The following is a 14,351-nucleotide window of genomic DNA, read 5'->3' as shown; positions in this document are numbered from 1 at the left end:
AGTTTACCTCTTTACGTACTCCCAACTGTCGTGCCGCTGCATTGCCTGGAAGAGGCTGTCAGCCATCTGCTCGTAGCCGCGGTGGTTGGGATGAAAGTTATCTTCGGTTGAAATGTACTGATTCAAATTATGATCCTTATTCTTCATAATGTTAAGCAAACGCGCCTGGGTAACCTTCCCCCGGTTAGCCTGCTCTTCTTTCCGCACCAGTTGTTGACGCTGGGCCGCGGTCTTGTACTGCCCCCACGACATTAAATGATTAATGTCGACGAAGTAGGCCCGCTTATATCCCCGGGTCACCGCTGCTGTTGTTGTGTTCCACTTGGCGATGGAATCATTGATGGTATCCACATCAGGGAAGTAGGTATAAACAGGGTTGTAGATACTCAGGACAAAAATCGGGGCCTGCCGGTTTTCTTTGCGGACCGCCTGGAGCAGTTTATTTAAACTTGCGGTATAGGTCTGCTGAGCGGCAGCAACGTCCTTATCAATCGTCTGCGGTGAATTTAGGACATTCTTCTCCAGATTCTGCAGCAAGTCGTTTCCCCCAACGGTCATGGTAATTACATCAGCCTGGCGGAGATCCTGCCGCATCGTTTTTTGTGCGTTTAGACGCGCAAGGATTTGGTCAGACCGGTCCCCGCTAACGCCGTAGTTAGCCGTTTCAACGGTGGTTTGACGGTAACGGTGTTCAATTTTTTGCTTAATAATCCCGACATAACCACCATTCTTCGTTTCGTCCCCCTGGCCGAAAGTCAACGAATCACCGACTGCCACCAGGTGAACGTTCTTCTTTTGAACGTACATCGGCTCTGCTGACCGCTGCCCAGCCAGGTGGTTATAAAAATACCACCCGCTGCCAAGCACGGCCAGCAGGCATAGCAACAGTAATCCTAGCCACCATTTCCTCTTCACAGCATAATCCTCCTCTGAACAAGAAGAGACCGGGAACTAACCCAGTCTCTTTACTATTTTAAAGCTAATAATGTTATCACTCAGTAGCTTGCCGCGCGGCACCAGGCCGGGACAGTAAGCCAAGCAAGCTGGTTTGACCCTGCATCCTTGTCAACCTTAACCTATTCAGTATAGTACAGCAGGCAGCAAGCACCCATCCCCGTATGGGTGGCAATAATCGGCACCGTCTCCCGAACAACTACTGGGATATTCGGGTAAAGTTCTTCGACCGCCGCCTTGAGCCGGTCAACTTCCTTGTCACCCTCTACATGGGAGATCCCAATCCGCACTGGTTTAGGCCCTTCCGCCATCTCCTTGAGAATCCGGTCCCATTCCTTGTGAATAGCCTTGGTCCCGCGGCCTTTCATAATGATATGGATTTGGCCACCATAGACCTGAAGCATGATTTTAATATTCAGAATGTTTGATAGGGCACCGGCAAACTTGCTGACCCGACCACCTGCTACCAGGTTATCGAGGTTGTCAATTGCCAGGTAGAGCTTTGACTTTGCCAGGACGTCCTTCATTTTGGCAATCGCGTCGTCAACACTGCCGCCGTCCTCCAGGACCTTGGCTGCGGCAACAATTTGAAAGGCCATCCCCTGGTCGGTCGTCTGTGAATCATAAACCGTGACCTTCGTCTTAGTCATCGTGGCTGCCTGCTCCGCCGCATGAACGGTCCCACTAATCGACTCCATCATCGTTACGCAGAGGACTTCACTCCCGTCCGCACCGAGCTTGTCAAAGGCGTCGACGAATTTCCCGATTGGCGGTTGGGACGTCTTGGGTAATGACTTAGCATTCTTCATCATTTCCGGGAACTGGTCATTAGTAATGGTCTCCCGTTCAACGTAAATCGTGTCGTCAATCATTACCGTTAGGGGAATAATCGTAATATTATACTTTTTAATTTCTTCTTCGGTTAAGCCTGCCGATGAATCACAGACAATTTTTACTTGAGACATGGAAAATTCGCTCCTCCTTGTCGACCATTATGTGTTATAATTTTACCTAGTTTTGATAACTAGGTAATGGGTTTACAAAACCATTATAACGAAAAACGGTTATATTTAAATACCTAATTCAATTTTTTATAGTAATAGTATACCAAAAAGCCCTTTAGAATTCACCGCAGATTGGTACGAAAGGAGTAATAAAGTTGGCACAAACAAGTAAGACAGATACTAAAACACTCTTAATTGAAATTGGAAACGCAATTACTCACGGGATTGGCACCGCCCTGGCAATCGCTGGGTTAGTCTTTTTGATTATCAGAGCAGCTCATACTGGAAGTCCCATGCGGGTCGTGACCTTTACGGTTTACGGCAGTATCCTCATCCTGTTCTATCTCTCGTCGACACTCTTCCACGCCCTCGTCTTTACCAAGGCTAAGCACCTCTTCCAAATCTTTGACCACTGCATGATCTACATCCTGATTGCCGGCACCTACACCCCCTATTGCCTGGTCGCCATCAGGGGCTGGGAAGGCTGGACGATGTTTGGCATTATCTGGGCACTGGCCGTCCTGGGTGTCGTTTATAAAAGTATCTGGCTCAAACACAAGAGCAACTACTCGACCCTGATTTACGTCCTGATGGGCTGGCTGTGTGTCTTTGCCTTCTTCCCCCTCTGGCACGCACTGGGGCCGGTGGGCTTTGGCCTCTTGCTAGCCGGCGGTATTACTTTTACCTTAGGGGCGTTGCTGTACAGTCGGCCAACCGCTTACACCCATTTCATCTGGCACTTCTTCGTTCTGGCCGGAACAGCACTGATGTACTTCTCAATCCTTTTTTACGTCTAACACCCATTTTTCAAACCAGCAGACAACCTGGCCGGCTTCTTCGACCGGTTCGCGGCTAACCCGGTGCCACTGATCATAATCGATCGGTGGCATTTTTGTATCGCCATTATAGTGACCGTTGATTATTGTCCGGGTCAACACTGTTGCCTGGTCAAACAGCTGGGCAAATACCTGTGCACCACCGATAACGCTCACCGTTTCCGCATCAGTCTGGGCTAACCACTGTTTAAAATCAGCAGTCGTAGCAAACGACTGGACCCGCTCATCAGCAATCAAGTGGTGAGTCAGGACGATATTCTCCCGCTGGGGCAACGGCCGGCCAATTGACTCGTAGGTACGCCGGCCCATCACGACGGGATGACCGACCGTCTCCTTCTTGAAGTGACGCAAATCCGCGCTTACGTGCCAAGGAAGGTCATGGTCCTTGCCAATCCAGCCGTCGAGGTCCTCCGCCCACACAAAGTTTACTTCTGTCATTTGAAACCTCCTAGACTGCTACCGGAGCCTTAATTGCGGCCTCGTGAGTGTAACCCTCCAATTTGATGTCTTCCATTTCGTACTGGTCAATCGGCTTTGGTTCTGCTGGCAGAATCAACCGTGGTGCCTCATGCGGCGTCCGAGAGAGCTGCTCCTTAATCTGGTCGAGGTGGTTCAGGTAAATGTGAGCATCCCCTAAGGTATGCACGAAGTCCCCCACCTGTAAACCGCACTGGTGGGCAATCATGTGGGTCAGGAGCGCGTAACTGGCAATGTTAAACGGAACTCCCAGGAAGATGTCAGCACTCCGTTGGTAGAGCTGACAGCTGAGCTTGCCATCGTTAACGTAAAATTGAAACATCGTGTGGCACGGTGGGAGAGCCATCGATGGCACATCCTCGGGATTCCAAGCGGAAACAATCATCCGCCGTGAATCCGGGGTCGTCTTGATCTGGTGAATGATGTTAGCAATCTGGTCAATCGTTTCCCCAGTGCTGGTCTTCCAGTGCCGCCACTGGCTACCGTAAACTAGGCCGAGGTCCCCGTACTTTTTCGCGAAGTCCGCGTTGTCAATAATTCGCTGGCAAAAAGCCTTCTTTTCTGCCAGATACTGCTTCTTAAAGTCCTCATCGACCAGCCAGCGGTGACCAAAGTCGGTCATGTCCGGGCCCTGGTACTCGTCACTTTCCACCCACTTCTTAAAGGCCCATTCGTCCCAGATATGGTTATGGTGCTGGAGGAGGAAACGGATGTTGGTGTCGCCCCGCAGGAACCACAAGAGTTCACTCTTGATTAAGCCAAACGGGACCTTCTTGGTTGTTAAAATTGGGAAGCCCTTTGCAAGGTCAAAGCGCATCTGGTAGCCAAAGACCGACCGGGTTCCCGTTCCCGTCCGGTCAGTTTTTTCATGACCGTTTTCCAAGACGTACCGGGCGAGGTCCAGGTATTGCTGTTCATTTTGATTTACTGCCACTTGTCTTACTCCTTTACTATTCCACGTAATTGCTCAAGTATTCCCAGCGGGCCGTCTTTTCATCGACTTCCTGCTGAACTTCATTTAATTCCTTTTGGAGAGCCGCTAGTTTCGGGTAGTCGTTAGCGGCCGCCGCCATTCCCTCTTCAATTTCTTGCTGCTTCTGGCTGAGGTCATCCAGGTCCTGGTTGATCTGCTTCCATTCGATTTCCTCGGCATAGGTCAGCTTCGTCTTTTCGGCTGGCTGCTTTTTAGCGGGTGCGGGACGGCTGGTCTTGACCTTTTTGGCCTTAGGAGCATCCTGCTCACTTTCCTTAGCCTGCTGTTGCTGCTTCAGGTAGTCCGTGAAGTAGCCCGTGTAGCGTTCGATGTTTCCCTGTCCATGGAAAATCAGCAGGTTATCCGCCACTTTATCAAGGAAGTAGCGGTCGTGAGACACCGTGATAACCGTTCCTGCAAAGTGATCCAGGTAGTCCTCTAGCACCGTCAGCGTTCCAATATCCAGGTCGTTTGTCGGTTCGTCGAGGAGCAGGACGTTCGGTTGCTGCATTAAAATCTTGAGCAGGTACAACCGCCGCTTCTCACCACCAGATAGTTTTCGAATCAGCGTGCCGTGCATAAAGCGTGGGAAAAGGAAGCGTTCCAGGAGCTGGGTAACGCTGAGCTTGTTGCCATCCTTGTCCGTCACGCTATCAGCCACCTCGGTCAGGAAACTAATCATTCGCTGGTCATCATCGACCCCCTCGGTTTGCTGAGTATAGTAGCCTAACTTGACTGTTTCACCAATCTTAACGACCCCGCTGTCTAATGGCAGCCGGTCAGCGATCACGTTCAGGAGACTAGTCTTGCCGGCCCCGTTTTCACCGGTAATCCCAATTCGGTCACCGGCTTGGACCAACCAGTTAAAGTCCTGAAGGATCTGGTGATCGCCCAGGGTAAGGTTGGCATCCTTAAACTCAATCACATCTTTCCCTAACCGTTGGGAGCCAAGGTTGATTGAGATGTCCTCATCGGTCTTGAGCTTGCCAATTTCACCCTCTAGCTTGTGGAAGTGGTTAATCCGGCCCTTCTGCTTAGTTGAGCGGGCCTTGGCCCCTGTCCGCATCCAGGCCAGTTCCTTTTTATAGAGCTGCTGATTCTTGCGTTCAGTTTCCTTGGCAAGTTCAACCCGCTCGGCCTTTTTTTGTACAAAGTCCTGGTAATTGCCATCATACTGGTACAGTTTACCAAAGGAAAGTTCCCAAATATGGTTGGTGACCTGGTCCAGAAAGTAACGGTCATGGGTTACGACAACGACTGCTCCCTTGTAGCCCGCCAGGAAGTCCTGTAGCCAAACAACTGAATCAAGATCCAGGTGGTTGGTCGGTTCGTCTAACAGCAACAGGTCCGGTTGCTGAATTAATACTTGTGCTAGGCCGACCCGCTTGAGCTGGCCTCCAGATAAATCAGCAATTTGCTGACTGGTATCCGTAATTTTAAGCTGGGTTAAAATCGTCTTAATCCGGCTATCAGCCTCCCAGGCATCTTCCTGGTCCATTCGTGCTTGCATCTTCGTGTAGCGGTCGCTGGCCTGCTGGTCCTCTGGATGGGCGCTAAAGTCAACCAAGGCTTGCTCGTACGCCCGAATCGTTTTGAACACTGGTTGTTCACCATCAAAGACGGCTTCCATAATGGTTTTGCCTTCATCCAACTCGGGCTGTTGACGGAGATAGCCAATCGAATAGTCGTTAGGCGTGGTAATCGTCCCGCTCTCGGCACTAGTTTCCCTTGCGATAGCGTTTAGCAGACTTGTTTTACCGCTCCCGTTAACCCCGATCAGACCAATCCGGTCGTTTTCGTTAATAATGAAGTTCACGTGGTCAAAAAGGACTTTTTCACCGTAAGTACTGGTCAGCCCCTCTACCTTCATCGTTTGCATTTTATCAATCCTTCTTTGCTATCCTAAAATGGCGGCCCGTTGCAGCAGCTCAGCTTTGTCATTTGCCAGCCGACCATTGACAACGTCTTCCACCAGGGTGTTCAATACTTTTCCCAGGGCGGGGCCTGGCTTTAACCCGGCCTCCTGAATTAAAGTTCGGCCATCCACCGCCAGCTCCTTGGCCGTCTTGATTGGCAACTCATCGTACTGCTTTTTCAAACTAGCTGCTGCTTGCTGCCAGCCGTAAACTGCCGCAACCTGGTTAGCATCGCTTAATGCCGGCCAACCAACCGTAAACATCAGGTCTGGAGTGACTTGTTTCTGGCGGAGAGCATTAACCGCTAAAATAATCTTTCCCACCTGACGGATGGTTTCATTCGATGTTTTCCACGTACGCAGGAACTTAGCCGCCTGTTTTCCACTCAAGCCCAGTTGAACAGCCAGCAATGCCCAGACTTGGTCGACATTTGTCAGGGCCCAGCCATTACCATTCACTAGCAGGAGACCGAGTTGCTGGCGAGCAGCTTTCAGTCCTGGACAATATTGGTAAAGGCCGGTTTCCAGGAAGTCCTTTAACCCCGCGGGCGGGTTTTGGCCCAAAAACATTTTTTCCAGTTCTACCCGGATCCGCTCCACCGCGATCTTAGCTAGCAGGTGTGCATTGGCGTTAATGCCTTCTAAGGTTGGCCGGTCAATCACGAAGTCCAACTTGCTGGCGAAGCGAACCGCGCGCATCATGCGGAGGGCGTCTTCATGGAAACGTTCGTTGGGGTCACCCACCGCCCGGATCAGTCGGCGCTGCAAATCGCCCAAGCCGTCAAAGAGGTCCACTACCTCGCCGTTTTGACGCAGGGCCAGGGCATTAATGGTAAAGTCCCGGCGTTGTAAGTCCTCAGCTAGGGAGCGCACGAAGGTGACATTGTCTGGTCGGCGGAAATCCTGGTAGCCAGACTCGGTCCGAAAGGTAGTGGTTTCATACCCAACCCCGTGGTCAAGAATCATCACCGTCCCGTGTTCGATTCCGGTATCAACCGTCCGTTTAAAAATTTGTTTAATTTCACTAGGGTAGGCACTCGTCGCAATATCAATATCGTGAATCGGGTCACCGAGAATGGTGTCGCGAACACAACCACCGACAAAATAGGCCTCAAACCCCGCCTGCTCGATTTTTTGCAGTACCGGACGGGCGGGTTCAAATATTGGTGGTAATTTTTTTATTATCATTTCATCAATCCCTTACCGTGAAATTTTGTAACAATCAGTATTGATTATAGCAAATCCCGGCTCATCATGCGAAAGTCTTTGTTTAGCGGTTTGGTTTTTGTGTTATAGTTAAAGTAAATAATTTCTTGAAAGTGAGCTTCAACCATGGATTACCCCTACCAGCAAAATTTCCGCCGGTTCCTTGACCAGCAGGAGCTTTCCCCGCTGACCATCAAAACCTACGACACCAGCCTTACTAACCTCTTTAACTACTTGCGCGCGAACCGTCCCCTATTTGCCCAGCAACCAACACTCGACAACCTAACCGAAACGGATGTCCGCGCCTACCTTAACTACCTCCGGGACGACAAGCAAATCACCATGACGACTTACAACAAAATTCTTTCACAGCTGAACCGCTATTTTCGCTACCTCTTCACCCACCAACTGATCAGCGACTACCCCACCCTTACCCTGCACGGGCAGGCGGTGGCTCCTAACCAGCGTGTTGCTAGCAAGTGGTTAGCAAAGCTTGACCAGTTGTTAGCGGATGAGCACTTGCACTACTACACCCGGCTCACCCTGCTCCTGAGTAAGTATGGCTTCACGGTCGGTGAATTTCTCCAACCGGGGTTCTACCAGGTCTTCGGTCAGCTACCACTGGCCACCCCCGCTGAGCAGCGCTTTCGTCGCCAGTTGCTGGACTATCTCGCTCCCCGGCAGCGGCTACAGCACTCGCCCGACCTCTTCCTCAAGCAGCGGTTCAACCCCACGAATCCCCGGCTGAGTAACCCCGCCCTGCATAAGTTCCTCCACCAGGACGAGGAATACCTGGGTTTCAGCCTCGCCCCCAAGTACCTGCACCAAAGCTACATCCTGCTCTACCTGGCCGAACACCGCCGGGACAGTGACCAACAGCTTGAGGACGCCCTCCACCTTGATCCGGCCTCACTGCTCTACTACCAACGGCTTTTGATCAACGCCGACCTCTAATTGACAGTAAGTTAGCAGTGTTTCCCTTTAAAAAGCCCAATGAGCTCCAGCGCTCGGTAAAGCCGAACTGGAGCTCATTGGGGTACTACGCTATTCATCTTCTTATAGGGGCCGAATCTTCTTACCAAGACTACGAGGGAATGACGGGCAGCTTTAATACTCTTCGTATTCCGCTAATAAGTCCTGCATTTCAGCATCCGTTGGTTCTAGTTCCAGGTAATGGCGCAAGGTCGGCAGGAGGCGGTCACGCTGTCCGGTTTCCTGATAGTAACCAACCAGTTCCTTGAGGAAAGTCGGGTTGTCAGCATAAGCAGGGGCTGCCGTTTGGTAATCCTTACCAGCCTGGGCAAAGTCTTCGGTTCGCTGGTACGACCGGGCCAAGTTCCAGTATACCTGGGGGTCGACCTCGTCCTCTTCCGTTAGGGGAGCCAGCAAGGCAATATTTGCCTTGTCATCATGCTGGTGCAGGAGGAAGTTACTGTACTGCAAGGTAATCGTCAGGTTATCCGGATCCAGCTCGTGAGCCTTAGTCAGGTACTTTTTCATCAACTTAGCGTTTCCCAGGTGACTGACAATCGCGGCTGCCTGGGCATACAGTTGCTCGTTATACTGGTCAACCGCCAGCCCTTCCTGGGCCACCTTCAAGGCCTGCTGGTACTTATGCTGCTTAGTCAGCGCAGTGGCCAAGGCCGGGTAGGCAGACGCGTACTGGTCATCATCCTCAATCAGCTCGCTCAGTTCTTTTTCCGCGGCGTCTAACTGGCCGAGCGAGAGTTCCGTTAGTCCAGTTTGGAAGCGGATGTCGCTGGTCCGGTATTCCGGCTTAACCTGCTGCAGGTAACCAAGGGCCTGCTTAAATTGCCCGCTCTGGGCGTAACACATCCCTAAGCGTCCGGCGATGTCGACCTTGGCAAAGTCGGTATAGCCATGCTTGATCAACTCAAAATAGTAGCGAATCGCTTCGTCATAATGACCAATCAGGAAGTAAAACTCACCAAGGGCAAACTCCACTGCTGGCTCGTCCGGTGCAATTCGATAAGCCTCCTGTAACTTCTGTTCGGTCACCTCAAATTCTTCCTCCGTCTGGTACAGATCGGCAGCGACCAGCAGCGACTCTAAATAGGCGGGTGAATCCGGCTTGACCTGGGCAAGGTAGGAAAGGGCCTCATCGTTGTGGCCTTCGTCGATGGCAATCGTTGCCAGGTTGGTTCGCAGCTCATCCTCGGCAGGGTATCTTTCTAACAGGGTCAGGTACACCCGCTGGGCCTGCTGAAGGAAGCCGAGGCCGTAAAGCTCCTCCCCCAGACTGAAGAGCAGCTCATCATCGTCTTTTGCCAGGGCCTGGCGAAAACTTGACTGGGCGGCTTCTAGCTGGCCCGCCTGGAGCTGGTCAAGCATTTGTTCTGAATAGGTCATTCATAGTCCCTCCTCATGTAATTACTTCCTTTACTATACCATGAGACAAAATAAAGCGAGAAGGAAAGACCCTTCTCGCTTTACAGTCTTTAGACTGTTAAATTACTTAACAGCATCCTTTAAAGCTTTACCAGGCTTGAATGCTGGTACCTTGCTTGCAGGAATTTGGATTTCTTGTCCAGTTTGTGGGTTACGGCCCTTCCGTGCAGCACGTTGACGTACTTCGAAGTTACCGAAGCCGATCAATTGAACCTTTTCCCCCTTGGCCAAAGATGCTTGAATTGAACTGAAGACAGCGTCAACAGCTGCAGTAGCATCCTTCTTGGTCAAGCCAGTTGCATTAGCAACATTGCTTACTAATTCTGCTTTGTTTGCCATTTGTTTTCACCTCCCACAAGTCAACACACGCGGTGCTGACACTCAAATGTTAATTTTGAGTGGTCCAAAATTAACGAAATAATTACGAGGAGTTCGTATCATTTCATTGTTAAGGTTAGCATAGTGAAACCCTGCTGGCAAGCGGTTTTGGCAAGATTTCACCCGATTTTTAATCTTTTTTATTGTCGCTGCCGCTTGATGATATGAATCGGGGTCCCCGTAAAGTCAAAGGCCTGCCGAATTTGGTTTTCCAAGTACCGTTCGTAGGAGAAGTGCATCAGCTCCGGATCGTTAACAAAGACAACAAAGGTCGGTGGAGCCGTTGCCACCTGCGTCGCGTAAAAGATCCGCAAACGCTTGCCGTTTTGCGTTGGCGTCGGGTTGGCAGCAATCGCGTCCATAATGACGTTGTTCAAAACAGACGACTTGATCCGCCGTTCGTGGTGGGCATAAACTTCTTCAATCATTTCCGGCAGCTTGTTCAAGCGCTGCTTGGTCTTGGCAGATACAAAAATAATCGGCGCATAGGACAGGTACTGGAACTCGTGACGGATCAGGTTGGTAAAGTCGGTCATCGTCCGTTGGTCATGCTCTTCTAGCGTATCCCACTTGTTTACGACAATGATGACCCCACAACCAGCTTCGTGAGCGTAACCGGCAATGTGCTTATCAATCTCCCGGATTCCCTCCTCGGCGTTCAGCACGACCAGGACAACGTCACTCCCATCGATTGCCCGCATTGCCCGCATCAGGGCGTAGCGTTCGGTATTTTCGTAAATCTTGCCCTGCTTGCGAATTCCCGCGGTATCAATCATGGTAAATTCCTGCCCGTCCTTAGCGACGAAGCGGGTATTGATGGCATCCCGGGTCGTCCCCGCCATGTTCGACACGATCACCCGGTTTTCACCAAGAATTCCGTTGACCAGGGACGACTTCCCAACGTTTGGGCGGCCAATCAAGCTAAAGCGAATGCTATCGTCATCCTCATTTGCAGCGTTCTCGGGGAAGTTATGGATTACCGCATCCAATAGGTCCCCGAGGCCAACACCATGCACACTGGAAACGGGATATGGTTCGCCCAGGCCTAGAGAGTAAAAGTCGTAAATGTCATTTCGCCGTTCTGGATTATCGACTTTATTCACCGCCAGGACAACTGGCTTGTTGGAACGGTAAAGGATCCGTGCTACCTGCTCATCGGCATCGGTCACCCCGCTCTCAACGTCAACCACCAGCACAATAACGTCGGCCTCGTCGATGGCAATTTCTGCCTGTTGACGGATTTGGGTCAGCAGGGGCTGGTCTGACAACTCAATTCCCCCGGTATCAATCATGTTAAAGTTCTTGCCGAGCCATTCACCATGTGCATATATCCGATCCCGGGTGACTCCCGGAGTATCTTCGACAATGGAGATCCGTTCACCAGCAATCCGGTTAAACAGGGTCGACTTCCCGACGTTTGGCCGACCGACAATTGCAACAACTGGATTAGTCATCTTTTCACCTTCCTTCAAAGAATAAAAAGGAAGTAACCACCAACGGCGCCACTTCCTCCTTAATAGTTAATTTTTAATTAGCGAAATTAGTTCCGCAGGTTCTTTAATTGGTCACCAATCAAGTCACCCATTGAGAAACCACTTTCTTCTTCAGGGGCGTTGCTCATTGCAGAACGGTTGTTGTTCCGCCGAGAACGACGACGGCCACGGTAGTTTTCACCGTTGTCACTGTCTTCACCCTTTGGACGTTCTTCAAGAGCCTTCATGGAAAGGCCAAGGCGTTGCCGTTCAGGGTCAACGTTTAAGACCTTTACTTGAACTTCTTGACCTGGCTTCAGCACGTCAGCTGGCGTAGCGATGTGCTTGTGGGAGATTTGGGAAATGTGAACCAAACCTTCAACACCAGGGAAGACTTCCACGAACGCACCGAAACTCGTCAGACGCTTAACAGTCCCAGTCAGGGTGCTGCCAGCAGGAGCCTTTTCTTCGATGTCATCCCATGGGCCAGGCAGAGTTTGCTTGATTGACAGTGAAATCCGTTCACGGTCAGGGTCAACACTCAATACCTTAACCTTTACGTCTTGACCAGCAGACAGAACGTCTGACGGCTTGTCAACGTGGTCGTAGGAAATTTCAGAAACGTGAACCAAACCATCAACGCCGCCAAGGTCAACAAAGGCACCGAAGTTAGTCATCCGGGCAACCTTACCTTCAACCACGTCACCTGGTTGTAATTCAGCAAAAATCTTTTCAGCAGCTTGTTCGTGTTCTGCCTTTACGATTTCCTTGTGGGAAAGGATCAGCCGGTTTTCGCTTGGTTCGATTTCAACAATCTTGAATTCCAGTTCTTGACCCTTAAATTGGTTCAGGTCTTCAACGTAGTGATCAGTGATCATTGAAGCAGGAACGAAGCCACGTACTCCAGCATCAACAACTAAACCACCCTTAACTGCCTGGGTAACCTTAGCAGTGATGGTTTCACCATCATCAAACTTCTTCTGAATGTCATCCCATACCTTACGGGCTTCCAGACGACGGTGAGAAAGTAAGTAACTACCATTTTCCTTATCATTGCCAATCTTAGAGATGACAACTAAGTCTAATTCGTCACCTACTTTAACTGCATCATTGATGTCTTCAACTGGCTTGGTTGATAATTCCTTAGCAGGGACGACACCTTCAACCCCTGCATCTTTAATACCAACGATAGCTTGGCGATCATCATCGATTGCCAATACTTCACCCTTGACAACATCGCCCACCTTTACAGTTTCGATGCTATCAAGCGCTTCTAACATATCGTTCTTGTTTTCGTTGTTTTCAGCCATTAAAAAAAATCCTCCTTGCAACAATCAACTCTGATGACTATTTTACTAGAAAACTTCACCCTTTTCCAGTGTTTAAGCCAATTCGTTGAGAGTTTTTTCAATAATCGTGCTAATCCGGTCAACAACTTCGTCGATCGTTAAGGAAGTCGTGTCAAGGCGGACCGCATCTGGCGCCTGAACGAGGGGTGAGACCTTCCGTGAAGAGTCCTTCTGATCCCGCAATTCAATTTCCTTTTGCAGCTCCTCCAGCGAAGCAGTTGCGATCCCCTTTGCCTTATTTTCGACGTACCGGCGGCGGGCCCGTTCGTGAGCGGTCGCGACCATAAAAATCTTGACGGGAGCGTTTGGCAGAACCGTTGAACCAATGTCGCGGCCGTCCATGACAATCCCGCCTTCTTCAGCAATCTGCCGCTGCTGGTTAGTCATTTCTTCCCGGACTGCTGGAATGGCGGCAACTGCTGACACATTTTTGTCGATCCGCCCCTGACGAATAGCCGTCGTGACGTCGCGGCCGTTTAAGAAAACCCGCTGTTCAGGTTCACCCGGAGCAAAACTAATCTTAATTTCCCGGGCGAGTTGACTTACCCGGGTTGAATCCGTCACCGCAATCCCTTGGTCAAGGGCTGCGAGCGTCACTACCCGGTACATTGCGCCAGTATCGCAGTAAACATAGTTAAAGCGTTTGGCAACAAGTTTAGCGACCGTCGACTTGCCGGCCGATGCTGGACCATCAATGGCCACTTGAATTCCTTTTTTCATAATAATGAACTTTCCACTCCCTAATGATTTACCGTACCCGAAGCTGTTGTCCAGGGTGAATCGGTGTATTGATTGAAATATTGTTCAGCCGGGCCAGTTCTTGAGCTGTTAACCCGTTCTGCGCCGCAATTCGGTAAACACTTTGCCCCCGACGCACAACCACGTACTGCCGGTTGGCAGCCGGTTCCCGGTTGCTGGAGGCCGTTTGACCGGCAGTTGATTGCCTCGTCGTCATTGTCTCCCGGGCAGCGCTGTTAGTCGAACTGTTAGCTTGGCTGGCGACCCTTGAAGTGCTGCTAACTGACCGGTGACTGCTGGTTGAACTCACCCGATGAGTTGATTTTTTTTTACTACTCACCGCCGCAGTTTGCTCGGTCCGTGCCGGATGGTTAAACGACTGCTTATTGTTTAACCAGAAAATCAGTGGTGAAGCAGCAAGGACGATGATTAAGACCACTAAAACAGTGGTAATGGTCGAACTATGAGCCTCCTGCTTCCGTCGTTCCGTCCGCGATAGGTGGCCGGTGCTATCGAAATCTTCATTATCAGTAAATTTCTTATCCCACAATTCATCGTTTTGGCGGCGGCTTTCTTCTCGCTTCTCACTCATAAGCTATGCCCCTCCCCTCTATTGAAAGTTAACATTTTGATTGTAGCG

Annotated in this window: 14 protein-coding genes; 2 read left to right on the top strand and 12 right to left on the bottom strand. The window is 50.6% G+C overall.

The window, feature by feature from the left end; translation table 11 throughout:
- Positions 1-3: 3 nt before the first annotated feature.
- Together N4599_RS01200 and N4599_RS01195 are read right to left on the bottom strand one after the other, a co-directional pair.
- The gene (locus tag N4599_RS01200; RefSeq protein WP_260901399.1) at positions 4-915 is read right to left on the bottom strand and encodes an SGNH/GDSL hydrolase family protein; all 912 of its coding nucleotides are present in this window, start codon (positions 913-915) and stop codon (positions 4-6) included.
- Positions 916-1,076: 161 nt separating this feature from the next.
- A complete protein-coding gene (locus tag N4599_RS01195) occupies positions 1,077-1,919 on the bottom strand; it encodes a DegV family protein (protein WP_062813060.1) in 843 nt (280 codons plus the stop codon).
- Positions 1,920-2,113: 194 nt separating this feature from the next.
- Here N4599_RS01195 and trhA point away from each other — a divergent pair, with 194 nt between their 5' ends.
- The gene (gene trhA / locus N4599_RS01190) at positions 2,114-2,755 is read left to right on the top strand and encodes a PAQR family membrane homeostasis protein TrhA (protein ID WP_062813059.1); all 642 of its coding nucleotides are present in this window, start codon (positions 2,114-2,116) and stop codon (positions 2,753-2,755) included.
- Here trhA and N4599_RS01185 read toward each other — a convergent pair.
- The 4 genes from N4599_RS01185 to N4599_RS01170 are packed head-to-tail and all read right to left on the bottom strand — an operon-like array spanning position 2,735 to position 7,347.
- The gene (locus N4599_RS01185) at positions 2,735-3,232 is read right to left on the bottom strand and encodes a dihydrofolate reductase (protein ID WP_191363690.1); all 498 of its coding nucleotides are present in this window, start codon (positions 3,230-3,232) and stop codon (positions 2,735-2,737) included. The two genes, trhA and N4599_RS01185, sit on opposite strands and share 21 nt — an antisense overlap.
- Before the next feature lie 10 nt (positions 3,233-3,242).
- Positions 3,243-4,205 (bottom strand): thymidylate synthase, encoded by a 963-nt coding sequence (locus N4599_RS01180; protein ID WP_191363689.1) that lies wholly within the window; start codon positions 4,203-4,205, stop codon positions 3,243-3,245.
- A gap of 16 nt (positions 4,206-4,221) precedes the next feature.
- A complete protein-coding gene (locus N4599_RS01175; RefSeq protein WP_260901393.1) occupies positions 4,222-6,123 on the bottom strand; it encodes an ABC-F family ATP-binding cassette domain-containing protein in 1,902 nt (633 codons plus the stop codon).
- Positions 6,124-6,141: 18 nt separating this feature from the next.
- Positions 6,142-7,347 (bottom strand): CCA tRNA nucleotidyltransferase, encoded by a 1,206-nt coding sequence (locus N4599_RS01170; RefSeq protein ID WP_260901391.1) that lies wholly within the window; start codon positions 7,345-7,347, stop codon positions 6,142-6,144.
- Between the two features lie 144 nt (positions 7,348-7,491).
- Here N4599_RS01170 and N4599_RS01165 point away from each other — a divergent pair, with 144 nt between their 5' ends.
- Positions 7,492-8,319 (top strand): site-specific integrase, encoded by an 828-nt coding sequence (locus N4599_RS01165; protein WP_260901389.1) that lies wholly within the window; start codon positions 7,492-7,494, stop codon positions 8,317-8,319.
- Positions 8,320-8,472: 153 nt separating this feature from the next.
- Here the strand turns inward: N4599_RS01165 and N4599_RS01160 are convergent, their stop codons facing one another.
- The 6 genes from N4599_RS01160 to N4599_RS01135 all read right to left on the bottom strand — a co-directional run bounded on the left by N4599_RS01160 (position 8,473) and on the right by N4599_RS01135 (position 14,303).
- A complete protein-coding gene (locus N4599_RS01160; RefSeq protein WP_062813053.1) occupies positions 8,473-9,735 on the bottom strand; it encodes a tetratricopeptide repeat protein in 1,263 nt (420 codons plus the stop codon).
- A 102-nt stretch (positions 9,736-9,837) separates the two neighbouring features.
- Complete coding sequence (locus N4599_RS01155) at positions 9,838-10,113, bottom strand: HU family DNA-binding protein (RefSeq protein ID WP_003711911.1); 276 nt, start codon at positions 10,111-10,113, stop codon at positions 9,838-9,840.
- 179 nt (positions 10,114-10,292) lie between these two features.
- A complete protein-coding gene (gene der, locus N4599_RS01150; protein ID WP_260901386.1) occupies positions 10,293-11,606 on the bottom strand; it encodes a ribosome biogenesis GTPase Der in 1,314 nt (437 codons plus the stop codon).
- An 86-nt stretch (positions 11,607-11,692) separates the two neighbouring features.
- Positions 11,693-12,934, bottom strand: coding sequence for a 30S ribosomal protein S1 (gene rpsA, locus N4599_RS01145; protein ID WP_062813052.1), 1,242 nt, complete (start codon positions 12,932-12,934; stop codon positions 11,693-11,695).
- Between the two features lie 72 nt (positions 12,935-13,006).
- Positions 13,007-13,693 carry a (d)CMP kinase gene (gene cmk / locus N4599_RS01140; protein ID WP_062813051.1) on the bottom strand — a complete coding sequence of 229 codons (687 nt, stop codon included), beginning with the start codon at positions 13,691-13,693 and terminating at the stop codon, positions 13,007-13,009.
- Between the two features lie 28 nt (positions 13,694-13,721).
- Complete coding sequence (locus tag N4599_RS01135; protein ID WP_260901379.1) at positions 13,722-14,303, bottom strand: SAG1386/EF1546 family surface-associated protein; 582 nt, start codon at positions 14,301-14,303, stop codon at positions 13,722-13,724.
- Between the last annotated feature and the right edge of the window lie 48 nt (positions 14,304-14,351).

Source organism: Limosilactobacillus oris (assembly GCF_025311495.1).
In the GTDB taxonomy this organism is placed as follows: Bacteria; Bacillota; Bacilli; order Lactobacillales; family Lactobacillaceae; genus Limosilactobacillus; species Limosilactobacillus oris_A.
The sequence above is the reverse complement of the archived record's forward strand: the minus strand, read 5'-3'. Positions and strand labels throughout refer to the sequence as shown.